At 69.2% G+C, this 16,569-nt stretch carries 16 protein-coding genes and 1 tRNA gene; 5 read left to right on the top strand and 12 right to left on the bottom strand.

Going from position 1 to position 16,569, the window contains the following annotated elements; genetic code table 11:
* Window positions 1–185: 185 nt before the first annotated feature.
* From SK803_RS29635 to SK803_RS29605, 7 genes are all read right to left on the bottom strand, one after another.
* Window positions 186–866, bottom strand: coding sequence for a M50 family metallopeptidase (locus SK803_RS29635; RefSeq protein ID WP_319969422.1), 681 nt, complete (start codon window positions 864–866; stop codon window positions 186–188).
* Window positions 867–964: 98 nt separating this feature from the next.
* Window positions 965–1,627: a DUF4383 domain-containing protein gene (locus SK803_RS29630; protein ID WP_319969421.1), complete on the bottom strand. Its 663-nt coding sequence runs from the start codon at window positions 1,625–1,627 to the stop codon at window positions 965–967.
* Window positions 1,628–1,663: 36 nt separating this feature from the next.
* The gene (locus tag SK803_RS29625; RefSeq protein WP_319969420.1) at window positions 1,664–1,966 is read right to left on the bottom strand and encodes a hypothetical protein; all 303 of its coding nucleotides are present in this window, start codon (window positions 1,964–1,966) and stop codon (window positions 1,664–1,666) included.
* A gap of 272 nt (window positions 1,967–2,238) precedes the next feature.
* Complete coding sequence (locus SK803_RS29620; protein ID WP_319969419.1) at window positions 2,239–3,702, bottom strand: helix-turn-helix transcriptional regulator; 1,464 nt, start codon at window positions 3,700–3,702, stop codon at window positions 2,239–2,241.
* A gap of 27 nt (window positions 3,703–3,729) precedes the next feature.
* Window positions 3,730–4,392: an SAM-dependent methyltransferase gene (locus tag SK803_RS29615; RefSeq protein ID WP_319969418.1), complete on the bottom strand. Its 663-nt coding sequence runs from the start codon at window positions 4,390–4,392 to the stop codon at window positions 3,730–3,732.
* Between the two features lie 118 nt (window positions 4,393–4,510).
* Window positions 4,511–4,582, bottom strand: a tRNA-Glu gene (locus SK803_RS29610).
* A gap of 144 nt (window positions 4,583–4,726) precedes the next feature.
* On the bottom strand, window positions 4,727–6,055 hold the full coding sequence (locus tag SK803_RS29605; protein ID WP_319969417.1) for a PucR family transcriptional regulator: 1,329 nt from the start codon (window positions 6,053–6,055) through the stop codon (window positions 4,727–4,729).
* 88 nt (window positions 6,056–6,143) lie between these two features.
* Here SK803_RS29605 and SK803_RS29600 point away from each other — a divergent pair, with 88 nt between their 5' ends.
* Genes SK803_RS29600 through SK803_RS29585 form a run of 4 tightly spaced genes read left to right on the top strand, consistent with a single transcriptional unit; the run spans window position 6,144 to window position 11,572 of the window.
* Window positions 6,144–7,589, top strand: a complete 1,446-nt coding sequence (locus SK803_RS29600) for a sodium:solute symporter (protein ID WP_319969416.1) — start codon at window positions 6,144–6,146, stop codon at window positions 7,587–7,589.
* On the top strand, window positions 7,586–8,524 hold the full coding sequence (gene speB, locus SK803_RS29595) for an agmatinase (RefSeq protein ID WP_319969415.1): 939 nt from the start codon (window positions 7,586–7,588) through the stop codon (window positions 8,522–8,524). The genes SK803_RS29600 and speB overlap by 4 nt, the downstream gene beginning before the upstream one ends.
* 52 nt (window positions 8,525–8,576) lie before the next feature.
* Window positions 8,577–10,187 (top strand): thiamine pyrophosphate-binding protein, encoded by a 1,611-nt coding sequence (locus tag SK803_RS29590; RefSeq protein ID WP_319969414.1) that lies wholly within the window; start codon window positions 8,577–8,579, stop codon window positions 10,185–10,187.
* Complete coding sequence (locus SK803_RS29585) at window positions 10,184–11,572, top strand: aminobutyraldehyde dehydrogenase (RefSeq protein ID WP_319969413.1); 1,389 nt, start codon at window positions 10,184–10,186, stop codon at window positions 11,570–11,572. The genes SK803_RS29590 and SK803_RS29585 overlap by 4 nt, the downstream gene beginning before the upstream one ends.
* Here the strand turns inward: SK803_RS29585 and SK803_RS29580 are convergent.
* Window positions 11,547–12,335 carry an oxygenase MpaB family protein gene (locus SK803_RS29580; protein WP_319969412.1) on the bottom strand — a complete coding sequence of 263 codons (789 nt, stop codon included), beginning with the start codon at window positions 12,333–12,335 and terminating at the stop codon, window positions 11,547–11,549. The genes SK803_RS29585 and SK803_RS29580 overlap by 26 nt on opposite strands.
* Before the next feature lie 118 nt (window positions 12,336–12,453).
* On the opposite strand from SK803_RS29580, the gene SK803_RS29575 reads away from it, so the two are divergent.
* Window positions 12,454–13,398, top strand: a complete 945-nt coding sequence (locus SK803_RS29575; RefSeq protein WP_319969411.1) for a zinc-binding dehydrogenase — start codon at window positions 12,454–12,456, stop codon at window positions 13,396–13,398.
* A 54-nt stretch (window positions 13,399–13,452) separates the two neighbouring features.
* On the opposite strand, the gene SK803_RS29570 is transcribed toward SK803_RS29575, so the two are convergent.
* The 4 genes from SK803_RS29570 to SK803_RS29555 all read right to left on the bottom strand — a co-directional run bounded on the left by SK803_RS29570 (window position 13,453) and on the right by SK803_RS29555 (window position 16,399).
* A complete protein-coding gene (locus SK803_RS29570; RefSeq protein ID WP_319969410.1) occupies window positions 13,453–14,160 on the bottom strand; it encodes an anti-sigma factor family protein in 708 nt (235 codons plus the stop codon).
* Complete coding sequence (locus SK803_RS29565; protein WP_089953784.1) at window positions 14,157–14,708, bottom strand: sigma-70 family RNA polymerase sigma factor; 552 nt, start codon at window positions 14,706–14,708, stop codon at window positions 14,157–14,159. Before SK803_RS29565 ends, SK803_RS29570 begins: the two co-directional genes overlap by 4 nt.
* A gap of 121 nt (window positions 14,709–14,829) precedes the next feature.
* A complete protein-coding gene (locus SK803_RS29560; RefSeq protein WP_319969408.1) occupies window positions 14,830–15,753 on the bottom strand; it encodes a DUF1996 domain-containing protein in 924 nt (307 codons plus the stop codon).
* Between the two features lie 136 nt (window positions 15,754–15,889).
* Complete coding sequence (locus tag SK803_RS29555) at window positions 15,890–16,399, bottom strand: hypothetical protein (RefSeq protein ID WP_319969407.1); 510 nt, start codon at window positions 16,397–16,399, stop codon at window positions 15,890–15,892.
* Between the last annotated feature and the right edge of the window lie 170 nt (window positions 16,400–16,569).

Below are 16,569 nucleotides of genomic sequence, written 5' to 3'. Positions count from 1 at the left end.
CACCGCGATCATGAAAGACCTCGCAACCATCGCTTGACATCTATAGGAGCGTCAGACGTGCCATCAACCCGCGCGTGGCGTGGTACCCCCCAGATCAGATTGGCGGGGGTCTGGGGCCCCCCAGGGGGAAGCACTCAAGGTGACGCGCTCAACGCAACCAGGGAACCCTACGGACCAGGCGCCCGTCACCACCGCCCAAGCAACAACGCCCCGCCACCCACCAGGGCAGCCGCACTGACCACCCCGAACAACGAAACCCACCCCAACGCCGGCACCCCGGTCAACCAGGCCAGCTGATCAGCATCACTCCGAGGCGCCTGCCGCCTCCACCTCTTGACCTGCAACTCCCACACCGGCCGCACCCCGCCAAGCAGCAAGAACCACGCGAACACATACGCGGCAGCGTCCCGAACCTCAGCCGAGGCGTAGAACGACACGACCAAGAACACCCCGCCGGTGACAATGATCGACAACACCCCGAACACGTTGCGAATCATGATCAACATAGCCGCGAGAAACCCGATGCTGATCCACAACATCAGCTGGATCTGCTCGTTGGTGATCAGCACAGCTGCCCCGAACCCCAGCAACGACGGCGCGATGTACCCGGCCAGCGCGGTGAACACCATCCCGGGCCCGCGCGGCTTCCCCCGGGACACGGTGAGCCCACTGGTGTCGGAATGCAGCTTGATCCCGCTGAGCCGCCGCCCAGTCAGCACAGCGACCAACGCATGCCCACCCTCATGGGCGATGGTGATGACGTTGCGCGTAACTCTCCAGATCCCGTGCAACGCGACAGCCAGGAACGCGGCCAGCGCAGTCCCCCACGTGATGAGCACTTCGTGGGTCAGCAACTCGGAAGGCATCGAGACATCGAAACAGACGCCCTGTTAGAGCCGCATGTGGGCTCCAACAGGGCGTCTGCACCGGGCAGGGGGACTGTCCGGCGGGCCGAACAGCACTCCTAGTGCTTGATCTTGTCCTTGCTCACCCGCTCGGTCTTCGGGTCGATCACGGCCTGCTCCTTGGTGATCGGCTCCCGCTCCCGAGGACTGACGGTCGGATCCATCTCCTCGATCCGGTGCTCACGGGTGTCGCCGCCACGGCTGTCGCCGACGCGGCTGTCACGGGTGTCGTCAACCCCGTCGAACGCCGCCGACCGCTGCTCCGGCAGCACCGGCTCCTCCTCCTCGATCAGCTTGCGGCGCGCGGGCAACACCGCGAGCAGCAGGCCGAAGAGCGCGAGGCCGAGGTACAGCCAGTTGTCGTTGGTGTTGAGCGCCAACGGGTTGCCGAACTGCTCCGCCGGGTTCCTGGCGAGGATGCCGGTGATCATCAGGCCCCACACGAAGATCGCGGCGGAACCGATGAACAGCAGCCACCCGTACAGCCGGGCGAGGCCCGACCCGAGAGCCATGAGCAGGCCGAGCACGCCGACGGCCACGAGCACCAGGTTGTGCAGCGGGTTCACCGAGAACCCGAGCACGAACGACTGGGCGGCCCAGTCGCCGATCCCTGTGCGGGTGAATCCCACGACGCCGAACACGATGAACGCGATACCGGCCAGCGCGGCCAGCAACTGCACCGGTTGCAGACCGGCGACCTTGACTGTGACGCGGTGGGTCATGACGCCCTCCAGGCTCCGTACTTGTCGCCCGGCGGACTACCCTGCCACGACCTCCGCCAAACCGTTCACGGAGACGTCGGGCATGCCGTTGCGCGCCACGACGACGTTGCGCTTGCCGATGTGGACCACGCGCGCTCTGGCCGGGTTGACGAGGACCGTCATCTCGGCGTTCTGCTCGTTGTACGCCCTGACCTCGACCTGCGTGCCGCGCGCGGCCGCGTTGCGCAGGGCTGCGGCCAGGGTGTCCAGGTTCCACGGCTTGACCAGGCGGAACTGGAACTCGTCGACGTTCAGCACGGCCCAGAGCTCGGTGCTGGTGGGTGGATCGATCGGATTCATGGGTAAATCCCCCCTCGAGAACGGTTGGTGGGCTCCGGGACGCCGCGCCCACCGCTCGGCGCCCCGGAATTTGTCCGCAACAGAACTGACCGCAGCAGCCGGATCACGAACGCCTGCCGTGGCGGCGGCGACTCCGCCCCGCAGGAGACGGCCCCGCAAGAGACAGCACGGCCGCGAGGCGCCCGATGGTTCACCCGGATCTCCTGCGGCAGGTTTTCTGTTGCCCCTCAATGAGAACCCGGACGGCACCGCCCGCACATCCAGAGCATTACCTAGGTTTGGTCGCGCGCGATCCGCGCGGCCTCCGACCTGTTGCTCGCGCCGAGCTTCGCCAGCACGTGCGACACGTGCAGTCCCACCGTCCGCACGCTCAGCACCAGCTCCGCGGCGATCTCCTTGTTGGTGCGGCCCCACCCCAGCAGCTCCAGCACGTCGCGTTCGCGCGGGGTCAGCGTGCCGAGTTGCGGTTTGTCCTCGTGCAGCAACGGGATCCGCAACCGGCGGGCCTGCCGGTCGATCATCTTGGCCAGCGGCAGCGCGCCCAGCCGTTGCGCGGCGCGGTCGGCGTGGCGCAGCGCTTCCGGTTCACCGGAACGGGTTCGCGCGTACGCGGCCTGGTACGGCATCTTCAGCCGATCCCACTCGACGGCGATCCCTGCCCACGAGTCCCGGCCGGCCTCCGCGAACGCGACCCGGCGCCACACCTCGTCCTCCGGTCCGTGCGGCATCGGCAACCGGGCCAGCAGCTCCAGTTCCGTCGCTTCCGGATCATCGAGTCTGGTCACCCGGCCGCCCGCGGCCTGCAGATCGCGGGCCGCGCCCAGGCCTTCCACGCACAGCCGCAGGACCTCGCCGCGGGTCAACGCCTCCGGTGGATCCGCCACGGTCTCGCGGCACAGTTCGACCGCCGCCCGGTACTGCCCCTTCGCCCGCGCCGCAACGGCTTTGGCGTACGCGCACTGGGCGGCGAACAACGCGTCCGGACCGTCGACGGCCTTGGCGGCCTCCTCGATCAGGTCGTCCGGATCCCGCCCGCGCAACGCCGCCGCTTCCGCCTTGCACAGCAGGATCCGCGCGGCCTTGTTGCCGGGGATGGTGTCCGGGACCTCCACCTCGTCCAGCTCCTGCCACCGTCCGAGGGCGAACAGACTGGTCGCGAGGTTGTAGCGGATCACCGCGCTGAACGTCGGCGCGAGACCCTGAATCCTGAGGCGCGTCAACGCTTCCTTGCCGATGCGCGCGCTGCGCTCGTGCTGCCCGGCGCTGCCGAGCACGTAGGTCAGGTTGCCCACGGCCCTGGTGAGCTCGCGGACGCAGCCGCTGCGATGCGCGGCCGTGCGCGCCGCTTCCAACGTGGCGGTGCCGCGTTCGACTTCGCCCAGGAACGCCTCGCACACGCCCCGGACGCTCAAGGCATAGGCGCGGATCTCGTCGTCGTCGGTGACAACCGAACCGGCGAGCGTCATCGCTTCGCGGTACTCGCCCTGGGACATGAGCCAGCTGGCCTCGGCGATGGCGACGCGCGCGACCATGGGCCCGGCCGCGAGCCCCTTGGCCTCCAGCAGGGTTTCGAACGCCGCGGCCCGGTCGCCCATGACGAACTGGCAGTCCCACAACAGGTACAGCAGCTCGCACCGGTCACCGGCGCCGGCGAGCGCCTTGCGCAGCTCCAAAGCGGCGTCGGCCGGCCTTCCCGCCGACCGCAACGCCTTCGCCCGCTCCAGCGCGTCCCGCACATTCCCTTAGGACGCGCGGAAGAGCTCTCAGATACGGCCCTTGCGCCCAATGCCGACGTACGCGCCCGGCACGACGGCCGGCGACTCGATCAGCAGCCCCTCCATCAGCTGCTCGACCGGAGCCGGATGCGACACCACCAGGAACCCTCCCGCCGGCAACGCGTGCCGATACCGGCGCACCACCCGCCCCGGCCCGGTGGCGTCGTCCACGTATCTCAGGACGTCGACCATCAGCACGGCGTACGGCTCACGCAGGTCGAGATGGGACACCACGCCCGGATGCCGCAGCACCTGTTCGGGGCGGCGCAGATCGGCCTCGATCGCGCACGTCCGCGGCTCGCCGCGGAGCAGCCCGCGGGAGAACGCCACTGTCACCGGGTCCGAGTCGACGTACACGACACGGGCGTCGGGCAACGTCTGGTGCGTCGCGCCGCACGTCGGGATGCCCGAGCCGAGGTCGAGGAACTGACGGACGCCCGCGGCCCAGCAGTGCCGGACGGCCTGCCGGAGGAACGACCGATGCGCTCGCGTCACGAGCGGCAGTTCCGGGTCGATCCGGACCGCCTGCTTGGCGAACGCCCGGTCGGCGGCGTAGTTGTGCGCGCCGCCGAGGTAGAAGTCGTGGATCCGCGCGGCGTTCGGCCGACGTACGTCGACCTCGTAGCGTGCGAAGGCGGGGACCGCAGCCATTCGCAGAGCGTAACTGGCGCCTAGACCATTCGGGCGAAGTTTTCGAAGATTCTTTGGGTCCGTCTGACATGGACCCGTCGAGAGCGGGCCCAGTCCACCCCACGAAGACCGGGCCACGTAGCGCGTACGGGGATCGAACCCGTGTTTCCGGAGTGAGAATCCGACGTCCTGACCACTGGACGAACACGCCAAGAACGAGCATTGATACACAAATGCTCGCAGAGAATAGTAGAAAGTGAACTAGCTGGTCACAGCTTCGAGGGCGCTCCGGCCCATTCCTCTGCGGTAATCATGGAACAATGATGACCGAGGCTGTGCGCACATCGCAAAGCAATTAATCGAGCCAGGTGAGCGCGAGCCACAGCGACGCCCGCGCGTCGGCCGCCGAGAGGTCCCGGCCGAGCAGACGTTCGACGTGGGCGATGCGGTGCCGGACGCTGTTGCGGTGCACGCCGAGGACCGTCGCGGCCCGGTCCCAGCTGCCGTGCTGCCCCAGCCAGGCTCGCAGCGTCTCGATCAGCTCGGGGCGTCCGAGCAGCCCCGCGAGCTCTCTCCTGGCGAAGGCGCGGGCCGCCACGGGGTCCACCAGAGACGTCAGATCGGACGCCGGGAACGCGGGAGAGCCGGTGGCGAGAGCACGCGGCAGCAATGCCGCAGCCTCCTCCACAGCGGTCCCGACCTCCCCCTCCGGCACTTCTGAGGAGACTCCGACGGGCCCCGACACCTCGAACCCCGCCGGCACGAGCGCCAGGAACCCGTCCCCGTCCTTCGACACCAGCGGCCCGTACCGCTGCGCCAGCACGTCGTAGTCCGCCCGCGACTGCCCAGCCACCACCCGGTACGGCCCCGGCCCCAGCACGTTCCGCACGCCTGTCACCCGCGAGCGGAGCAGCGCGGACGCCGCGAGCCGGGCGATCTGGCCGCGTTCGCTCGCCAGGTCGCGGCGCAGCAGTCCGAGCAACGCCAGCGCGACCGCGACCACGGCCCGTTCGGCGGGAGACAGCGGTGTGGATCGGCGCACCACGAGGACCGCGGACTCCACGGGGTCCAGCGTGACGTGGTCTTCACCCAGCTGGGTCGAGGCCGAACGGGGTCCGGTGGCGGACGCGATGCGTGCCACGAGAGAGGCGAGCCCTGACGGTGCGGACGTGCGATCCACAAGATCGGCCTGGCAGTTCAGCACCACGGCCAACGTCGTCAGCACCGATTCGACGGGACGGACGCGAGTGGCCGCACGGGTCAGCGCGCGCTGGCTGTCGGCGAGCATCCGCTGCTCCCGCACGGCGATCTCCGCGAGCAGCGCGCCGAGGGCCTGGGACACCGCGAGGAACGGCGTCGACGGCGGTACCTCCAGCAGCGGCATCCCCTGCGCCTCACAGGCTTGCACCAGCGAGGACGGCACCTCCGGGAACTCCGGCTCGACGCCGAACCCGATCGCCGAGACACCGGAGGCGACCAGCCCGGCGACGTACGCGGGGACGTCCGACGGGAACCGCACGCCGGCCGTGAGCAGCAGCTCCTCGCCGACCAGGTACGGGGTCGGGTCCTCCAGCTCGGACACGTGCGCCCAGCGGATCGGCCGGTCCAGGGCGTCGGCTCCACCCAGGACCTTCAGCCCGAGATCGACTCGCGCGACAAGATCCTTCAGTGGGACGGTTTGCACAACCATAAGTCCAGGATTGTGCACAACGACCACTTACCAGCGCCAGCCCGCGTTCCTACTGTGACCTGCAACCCAAGGAGGTCCGACAGTGGCTCTCGACTACGCGGTGATCGCCGCCTACGTGCTCGGCATGATCGGCATGGGCTGGTGGGGCATGCGCCGCGCCACCAGCAAGAGCGAGTACCTGGTCGCCGGACGCAGGCTCGGCTTCACGATGTACTCCGGCACCATGTCGGCCGTCGTGCTCGGCGGCGCGTCGACCATCGGCGGTGTCGGGCTCGGCTACAAGTACGGCATCTCCGGCGCCTGGATGGTGTTCGCCATCGGCCTCGGCATCCTGCTACTCAGCGCACTCTTCGCGCGCCGGATCGTCAGGTTGAAGGTCTACACCGTTTCGCAGATGCTCGATCTCCGGTATGGCGGCAACTCCAGCACGATCTCCGGCCTGGTGATGGCGGCGTACACGCTGATGCTCACCGTCACGTCCACGATCGCGTACTCCACCATCTTCAACGTCCTCTTCGGACTGCCCAAGTCCATCGGCGTGATCATCGGTGGCAGCATCGTGGTGCTGTACAGCGTTCTCGGCGGCATGTGGTCGATCACGCTCACCGACATCGTGCAGTTCGTGGTGAAGACGGTCGGCATCCTGTTCCTGCTGCTGCCGATCAGCCTCGCCACCGCGGGCGGCTTCGACGGCATCCAGCAGCGGCTGAACGACCCGGCGATGTTCGACGTCGGCAACATCGGCGCGAGCACGATCATCACCTACCTGCTGATCTACGTGTTCGGGCTGCTGATCGGCCAGGACATCTGGCAGCGCGTGTTCACCGCCAAGTCGCCGAAGGTCGCGACGTGGGGCGGCATCACGTCCGGGCTCTACTGCCTGGTCTACGCGGTCGCGGGTGCGGTGATCGGCCTCGCGGGCAAGGCGCTGTACCCGGACATCGCGAACAAGGACGAGGCGTTCGCGACGATCGTGGAGAACCTGCTGCCGACCGGTGTGCGCGGGCTCGTGCTCGCCGCCGCGCTGGCCGCGATGATGTCCACCTCGTCCGGCGCCCTCATCGCGTGTGCCACGGTGGCGTCCAACGACATCTGGCGTCGGAAAGCCAAGAAGAACGACAACGCTGCTTCCGACGTCCACAACAACCGGATGTTCACGCTCGTGATCGGTGTCGTCGCGATCGCCATCGCGGTGGCGCTCAACGACGTCGTGGCCGCGTTGACCGTCGCCTACAACATCCTCGTCGGCGGGCTGCTGGTCGCGATCATCGGCGGTCTGGTCTGGAAGCGCGGCACGCGCCTCGGTGCGATGGCGTCGATGGCCGTCGGGTCGCTGACGGCGATCGGGTTCATGGTGTTCGTGGACGTGTACGCCAACGAAGCCATCTACTACAGCCTCGGCGCGTCGTTCGTGACGTACGTCGTGGTCAGTCTCGCCACCCCGGCCACGGACGCGGCCGTGCTCGCGAACTGGGACCGCCGGGTAGCCGGTGACGGCTCTGCGGAAGAGGAACTGGTGAACGCATGATCGGCCCCGTCGACTCCTCCCAGGTCCCGCGCTACGCGGGCCCGGCGACCTTCGCCCGGCTGCCCCGCCTGGACCAGGTGGCGCACGCGGACGTCGCGGTGGTGGGAGTCCCGTTCGACACCGGCGTCTCGTACCGGCCGGGCGCGCGGTTCGCGCCCTCGGCCGTGCGGGAGGCGTCCCGGCTGCTGCGGCCCTACAACCCCGGCCTGGACGTGTCGCCGTTCGACCGCATCCAGGTCGCGGACGGCGGGGACATCGCGGTCAACCCGTTCCACATCGGCGAGGCCATCGAGACGATCGAGCAGGCCGCGTCGGAACTGCAGGCCGAGGGCACCCGGCTGGTGACGATCGGCGGCGACCACACCATCGCGTTGCCGTTGCTGCGGGCCGTTTCGCGGATCCACGGCCCGGTGGCGTTGCTGCACTTCGACGCTCACCTCGACACGTGGGACACCTACTTCGGCGAGCCGTACACGCACGGGACGCCGTTCCGCCGCGCGGTCGAGGACGGGATCCTGGACACCGAGGCGATCTCGCACGTCGGCACGCGGGGTCCGTTGTACGGCAAGAAAGATCTCGAGGACGACCGGCGGCTCGGGTTCGGCATCGTGACGTCGTCGGACGTGATGCGCCGCGGGGTGGACGAGACGGTGGACGCGTTGCGGCAGCGGATCGGTTCGCGGCCGTTGTACGTGTCGATCGACATCGACGTGCTGGACCCGGCGCACGCGCCTGGGACCGGGACGCCAGAGGCCGGCGGGATGACCTCGCGGGAGCTGCTGGAGATCGTGCGCGGGCTGCGGGGGTTGAACCTGGTGGGCGCGGACGTCGTCGAGGTGGCGCCCGCCTACGACCACGCGGACATCACTTCTGTGGCAGCGTCCCATCTGGCGTACGACCTGGTGAGCCTGTTGGCTTTGAAGGAGGGGCAGTGACCTCGCGTCCGGCCTCCGACCTCGTGAGCCTGGTGGCGCTGAAGGAGGGCAAGTGAGCACCCGCAACGGCGGCGATGTTGTTGTCGAGACGCTGGAAGCGCTCGGCGCGCACACCGTGTTCGGCATCCCCGGTCAGCACGCGCTCGGCCTGTTCGACGCCCTTCGCCGGTCCGACCTGCGGTACGTCGGTTCGCGGACCGAGGTCAACGCCGCGTTCGCCGCCGACGGGCACGCGCGGATCACCGGTTCGGTGACGCCGTTGCTGGTGTCGACCGGGCCCGGTGCGTTGCAGACGTTGGCCGGGCTGCAGGAATCCGCCGCCGCTTCCGCGCCCGTGCTGGGGATCTCGTCGCAGATCCCCTCGGCAGGGCTCGGTGGCGTGCGCGGCGGATACCTGCACGAGCTGACTGATCAGCTGGCGTCGTTCCGCGATGTCGTCAAGCACGCGCGGGTGGTGCGGCACGCGTCGCAGATCCCGTCCGCTCTGGCCGAGGCGTGGGAGATCGCGTTGAGCGCGCCGTTCGGACCGGTGTGGGTGGAGATCCCGCAGGACGTGCTGCTCGGGCCGGCCTCGGTGCCGCCGGTGACCTCGGTGTCGTGGTCCGCGCGTGAACTTCATCCGCGGGCCGAACTGGTCGCCGAGGCGGTCCGGTTGCTGGACGGCGCCGCCCGGCCGGTGATCCTGGCCGGTGGCGGTGCCTCCACCGGCGAACTGCTGGAGCTGGCGGAGAAGCTGCGGGCGCCGGTCGTCACGACCTTCGGAGGCAAGGGCAACTTCCCTTGGGAGCACCCGCTTTCCGCCCAGTCGTGGCTGGAGGACCGGCACACCACGGAGTTCCTGGCCGACGCGGACGTGTTGCTGGTCGTCGGTTCCGGACTGGGTGAGCTGTCCAGCAACTACCGGACGTTCCGGCCGCGCGGTGCGGTGATCCAGATCGAGGCCGACCTCGGCAAGCTGGAGTCGAACTACCCGGCGCTCGGCATTCACGCCGATGCCCGGCATGCGTTGCGCGCCTTGGTGTCCGGGGTGACGGCCCGGCCCGCGGACGGGGTGGCGGAAGCCGCGGTTCGCTCGTTGCTCGACCGGGTCCGGGAGCGGTTGAGCGCGCAGGAACTGGACCTGGAGTGGCAGGTGCTGTCGGCGCTGCGGTCGGCGGTTCCCGAGGGCACACCCACCTGCTGGGACATGACGATCCTGGCCTACTGGGCCTGGTCGGCGTGGGATCCCCGTGGTGGCGCGCAGTTCTCCGCCCAGGGTGCCGGCGGTCTCGGGTACGGCTTCCCGGCGGCGCTGGGAGTCGCGGCGGCTGTCGACGGGCCGGTGCTGGCCGTGTCCGGCGACGGCGGCGCGATGTACGGGATCTCGGAACTGGCCACGGCCGCCCAGCACGGTTCGCGGGTGGTGTGGCTGATCGTCGACGACGGCGGCTACGGCATCCTGCGCGAGTACATGACCGGCACGTTCGGTCAGGCCACCGCCACCGAGCTGGCCCGCCCGGACTTCGTGGCGCTCGCCGAGGCGTTCGGGGTGCCCGCCACCCGCAGCACGCCCGAGTCGCTGCGCGAAGATCTCGCCAAGGCGTTCGCCGGGGACGGCCCGCACGTGGTGGTGCTGCCCGCGGTGTTGCGCATGTTCGCCCCGACGCATCTGGAGCACACGTGACCGTCGCGAACTTCATCAACGGCAACTCGGCCACCGCTGGGGAGACCTCGGCGTTGATCGATCCCACGACCGGCGAGGAGTTCGGCCGGGCCGTCATCTCCCGGGCCGCCGAGGTCGACGCGGCGGTGCGAGCCGCCGAGGCCGCGTTCCCGGCGTGGTCCCGCACCACCCCCGGCGAACGCCAGCTCGCTCTGCTCAAGCTCGCCGATCTCCTGGAAGCCGACGCGGAAGCCGTTGCCGACGCCGAGGTCCGCGAGACCGGCAAGATCCGCTCGGTCGTGCTGGACGAGGAGATCCCGCAGTGCGTGGACCAGATCCGGTTCTTCGCCGGTGCCGCCCGCGCGCTGGGCACCGCCGCGGCGGGCGAGTACATCGCCGGCGCCACCTCGTACCAGCGCCGTGAGGCGGTGGGCGTGATCGCGCAGATCACGCCGTGGAACTACCCGCTGATGATGGCCGTGTGGAAGATCGCCCCGGCCCTCGCCGCGGGCAACACCGTCGTGCTGAAGCCCGCTGACACCACGCCGTCGTCGTCCGTGCTGCTGGCGTCGCTGGCGGCTCAGGTGCTGCCGGCCGGCGTGTTCAACGTCGTGCTGGGCGACCGCGACACGGGCCGGTTGCTGGTCGAACACCCCGTCCCCGCGATGGTGTCGCTGACCGGCTCCACCAGGGCCGGTGTCGAGGTCGCCCGCGGCGCCGCCGCGACCGTGAAGCGCACGCACCTCGAACTCGGTGGCAACGCGCCGGTTCTGGTGTTCGACGACGTCGACGTGACGGCCGCGGCTGAAGGCGTCGTGGGCGCGGCCTTCTACAACGCGGGCCAGGACTGCACCGCCGCCACGCGCGTGCTGGTGCACTCTGGCGTGCACGACGAGTTCGTCGCGGCGCTGGTGAAGGCCGCGTCCGCCCAGGTTCCCGGCCAGGACTTCGGGCCGTTGAACAGCCAGGCTCAGCTGGACCGGGTGCTCGGCCTGCTCGGCAGGTCGTCCGCCACCGTCCACTGTGGAGGCAAGCGGCACGGCTCGACCGGCTTCTTCCTGGAGCCCACCGTGATCTCCGGCCTCTCGCAGGACGACGAACTGGTCCAGGAGGAGGCGTTCGCGCCGGTGGTCACCGTGCAGTCGTTCGCGAACGACGACGAGGCCGTCCAGCTTGCCAACGGTGTGCCGCAAGGGCTCGCGTCCTCGATCTGGACCCGGGACACGAGCCGGGCCGCGGCACTGACGGCGCGGCTCGACTTCGGCATCGTGTGGGTCAACACGCACGGGCTCGTCGCGTCCGAGATGCCGCACGGCGGTTTCGGCGCCTCGGGCTACGGCAAGGACCTGTCGATGCACGGACTTGAGGACTACACGCGCGTCAAGCACGTGATGATCGCGCACTGACCATCGCCCGGTATGGCATCGGGTAGTGCAGCAGGCGGGTCGGGACGACCGCGGAGACCACGCGGATCGTCCTGATCCACCGGCCCAGCCTGCGTTCGTCGCTGTCCGTCCACTCCAGACCGAGCTTCGCCCGCAGCACCGGCGGCAGCGTGCCGACGGCGAAGTCCGGCAGCACCCGTGCCGCGACGGGCCGGACGAACGGCCAGAGCACGCTCGGCAGGTGTTCGCCTCCCGGTGCCCTGCCGGTCCGCAGTTCGAAGGCCTCCAACAGGTCCCGCACGCCGTCGGTGCGTGTCAGCTGGGAAGCGACCACCTCGTCGACGTACTCGTGCAGCGCCGCGATGTCACCCGGCATCGACTTGATGCCGAGCGACCGTCCGGTGTCCCGCCACTCCGCGTACAGCCGCTCTTCGTGGATCGCGGGCAGCCGGGGACGCAGCAGCCGGTACGCCGTGAGCAGCGAGTCGAAGCTGGTGGCGTGCACCCAGCGGAACAACTCCTCGTCCGCACCCGGAATCGAGGCGTGCGTCCGCATCAGCCGTTCCGCTTCGGCAGCGGCCAGTTCACCGCCGAACAACCGCAGCTGCGACGAGGTGATCGTTCTCGTCAGCCGCGCGAACGGGTCGGCGCGGTAGCGGTCGCTCACCGCGGTGGCGATCACCGGGTGGGCGACCTGCATCAGCACCGCCCTGCCCAGCACCACCAGTTCGAACCGGGTGTACCAGCCGAGCCGCCACGTCACGGAGTCAGGTCCGAGGGTCACGACCATGATCATTTCGTGCGCCGGGCCGAGCGACGAGGATCCTTACCCGAACGAGTTACCCGGCAGAACGCGCCACTCTGTTGACCTCCAGTTAAGTGGAGTTCGTAGCGTCGTCGGCATGTTCGCGATTCGGCAGTACGAGTTCGGCCCGGCTTCGCACCTGCTGTTCGAGGAGGTGCCCGACCCGGAGCCCGCCGCAGGTCAGGTCCGCATCACCGTGGCGGCCGCCGGCGTCCACCTCGTCGACACCACCATCCGCAAGGGCGGCTTCGGTCCCGTCGACTTCCCGATGACGCCGGGCCGCGAGGTGGCCGGTGTCGTCACGGCACTCGGTGACGACGTCTCCCCCGACTGGCTCGGCCGCCGGGTAGTCGCGCACCTGGGCCAGGTCAACGGCGGTTACGCCGAACTCGCGGTCGCGGCCGTCACCGCATTGCACCCGTTGCCCGACACCGTGTCGTTCGAGGCGGCGGTGGCCATGATCGGCACCGGCCGCACGGTCGTGGGAGTGCTGGACGCCGCGAAGCTCACGGCCGACGACGTGGTGCTCGTGACCTCGGCGGCGGGCGGCATGGGCGCGCTGTTCGTGCAGGAAGCGCGCAACATCGGCGCGCGGGTCGTCGGCCTGGCCAGTGGTTCGAAGCTCGACCACGTGATGGACAACGGCGCCGACGCCGCCATCGACTACACCCGGCCGGACTGGGCGGACGGGATCAAGGACATGACCGTGGTGCTCGACGGCGTCGGCGGCGAGGTGGGCGAGGCCGCGCTGGGCACGCTCGGGGTGGGCGGCCGGCAGATCATCTACGGCTGGGCGTCCGGGGCGATGACCACGATCAGCACGGCGGCGTTGTTCGCGAACAGCCTCACCGCGACGGTCGCGCTCGGGCCGGGGCTGATGCGGCGCGGGCTCAGGGTGCTCGAGGACGAGTCGATGGCGGGGCTGGCGAGCGGGCGGTTCGTACCGCTGATCAACCCGGCGTTCGCGCTGAAGGACGCGGCGAAGGCGCACGAGGCGCTGGAATCCCGTGCCACGGTGGGGAAAGTGGTGCTCAAGCCGTAGCAAGGCGAAACGGGGTCGTCCACAAGGGACGACCCCGTTTCTCTTACCCCTCGGTCACGCCTGTACTGGCACCTCGACGAACTTCTTGCCGGCGAAGTTCTCGACCACCACCGACTTGACGTCGGCCGGTGCCACGAGCGCGGAACCGTCCAGGTTCGTGCCCTCGGCGGCGCCCTTCTTGGACACCACCCAGGAACCCGCCTCCTGGCGGCTGCCGTCCTTCGAGACGACGAAGATCCGGCACTTCTCGCCCTCGGGGATACCGCGGATCGCCATGTTCGTCCGCACCCAGCCCGCGGCGGGGACGACCTTGACGGTCATCGACGCGTTGGTCACGGGGTCGGTGAAGTTGGCGAGCTTGGTTCCCGACGGATCCGGTGCCACCGTCGGTGTGGGAGCGGCCACGTTCGCATCGGGCGAGGTGGCCTTGCCGACGAAGACACCGGCGCCGAGCACCAGCGCGGCCACGACGGCCGCCGCGGCGCCGAGAGCGAACTGACGGCGACGAGCGACGCCACCTCGTTCGCCGCGCACCTGACGCAGGGTGCGCTGCAACAACAGATCGCCGCCCTCCGGCGGCCCGTCCAGCATGGCCTCCGGCGGCACTTCGCCGAGGAAGGCCTCCATGTCGCGGAGCTCTTCCAGTTCACGCTTGCAGTCAGGGCAGGACGCCAGGTGCTCGTCCATGGCGTGCACCTCCTGCTCGTCCAGCGCTCCGAGAACGTAAGCACCGAGCAGTTGCGGGTCGTGCTGCGTGGTCATCCGGCCACCCCCTTCAGTGCGACCTTCTGACCGCCAAAGGTCTCCCTCAAGGCTCGCAACGCGTAATACGATCTTGATTTCACGGTGCCCGGTGGTACCCCGAGCGCCTCTGCCGCCTCCGTCACACTGCGACCGCGGAAGTAGATCTCCATCAGCACGTCGCGGTGGTCCGAGGACAACCTGTCGAGCGCTTCCAGCACCACCACCGAGTCGACGACCTGATCAGCGTGGTCGCGCTCGATCGGTGGCGTCGCCGGAGACTCGGCCACCTCCTGCGGGCGCGCCGCCTTGGCCCGCACCCGGTCGGTGACGATGTTGCGCGCCACTGTCAAAAGCCAGCCGCGCACCGATCCCTTGCCGTTCACGAGGGCGTCGGGGTGGCGCCACGCTCGGACGAGGGTCTCCTGGACCACGTCCTCGGCAGCCGCCCGATCACCGGTCAACCGCGTCGCGTACGCCAGCAGTGCCCGACCGTGCTCCTCGTAGAGCGACCGGATCAGTGCCTCGTCGGCCGCGGTCTCCCGTTTGCGGGAGAACAAAGCCGCCATCCACCCACTCCTCCCCGCCCGCGGGGTACTCGTGCGGGCGCTCTTTTCACAGACCTCAGCCCAGACACGAGCAGAGACAGGCTTCGGTTCAACGAAAGTGGACTAAAAGATCGTGCGGATGTTAGCGGGAGCGGTTGAGCTGCCCGACCAGTTCACGCATCAACGCCTCCGGCATCACGTTGATGAACATCGCGTGGTCGGTCGCCGGGTCGCGCAGCTCCTCCGGGAAGCTGTCGATCGCGAACGGGCGGCCGGCCGGAATGTCGTAACCAACGGTCACGTGCAGCCGCGGGATCGGGAACGTCCGCGGCGGGCACGCGCCGCCCACCAGCGGAAAGACCACGTGTGTGCGGTGTGACGCGCTGTCGGTGTTGTTGCCGTCCCAGCAGCTGCCGAAGTCGTAGCTGCGCAACGTGGTCGCACTCCCGCACAACGGGTATTTCGTCGTGTACCGGCCAGGTTTGTCCGCGCAGCCCCACCGCGCCCGCATTTTCTCGCCGTAGTCGTTGGTGAACGCCATCGGATCGCCGGTGATCAGGCGCAGGAACCGCGGCATCGGCAGCACGGAGCTCACCGGGCTGCCCTCGTACCGGATTTCCACGCTCTTCGGCTTCAGCACCTCGCCGGTGTTGCCGTGCAGCCCGCCACCGTCGGCGTGCACGTCGTGGCCAGTGCCGTCGGTCAGGCGCAGCACCGGCCAGTAGTACGTGGACAGGTCGTTCTTCTCGCACGTGCTGGGCGCGGCCGCGAGAGAGGTGTCCGTCGACTTCGCGTCCGCCGACTTGTTGCCCACGTACTCATGTGTGTGGTGCGCGCCGAACGGGATGCCCGGCGAGACCACCGGGTTGTCCGCGTTGAGGTGCCGCTCCTCGTTGGTGCCGCACCGGATCACCACGTGCGGCGTCTCCGGCTCGTCCAGCACCTGGTCCAGCTCGCTGACGTACTGGTCAGCGCGGGAAGTCCCGTACAGCACGGCTGCGGAGGCCCCGATGACGAGGACCACGACTGCCGCGATCACCAAGGTCATCGGTTTGTTCGGGGCCACGCCTACAGCTTGCCAAGCGGCGTGGTGAGACCAAAGGGGGGTGTCTCAGTTCGGGCGTTCACCGTTGCTCCACGGGTACGACTACGTGACAGGGGAGCGTTCCCGAACCCGGTCGGGAACGCTCCCCTGTCACGTACTAACTGGCGGTCACCAGCGGCTGGTGATCGTGGTTCATCACGCTGACCCCGGCCACGTCGCCGGCCCGCACCATCGCGGACCCGGCCAGAGTCACCTCACCGTCGTGCGCCCTCCACGAGCCCGCGGTGAACTTCCTTCCGTCCTTCGTGTGCACGACGAGCCAGCAGGCTTCCCCGTCCTGCATGCCGTCGACCGTGGCGACCAGTCGCAGGCCACCCTCGGTGTCGGTGACCTTCACGGCCAGGTGCGCTCCCGCGGCGGAGGTTCCCTGCAAGGTCTCGCCGTCGGCGCCGATCTCGCCGACCCCCATGCCCTGGCCCATCCAGACGCCACCGGCGAGCACTCCGGCGACCACGAAGGTCGAGGTCAGGGCTGTGATGCGGCCGCGGCGGCGCACGGCCTGGTGTCTCTCCTCGCGGACCGTGCCCAGCGCACGGCGGAGCAGGTGGTCCGCGTTCTGCGGAGGGCCGTCGAGTGCGGCCTCCGGTGGCAGTTCTTCCATCAGCATGTGTCGATCTCGTTCAACTCGTTGGTGCCCAGGGACGTTCGGTGCCTTGCGCTGGCGGACGCGGCAATGGACACGGTCACGCGGAACGATGCACTCATTTTCTCCTTCTCCAGTCCCGCGCACTTGCGGTGACCGACACCTTCAAAACGAGCCGGCGAGGAACTTGGTTC

Source organism: Lentzea miocenica, from assembly GCF_033949945.1.
Lineage (GTDB): Bacteria > Actinomycetota > Actinomycetes > Mycobacteriales > Pseudonocardiaceae > Lentzea > Lentzea miocenica.
This window is presented reverse-complemented; position numbering and strand designations above follow the sequence as displayed.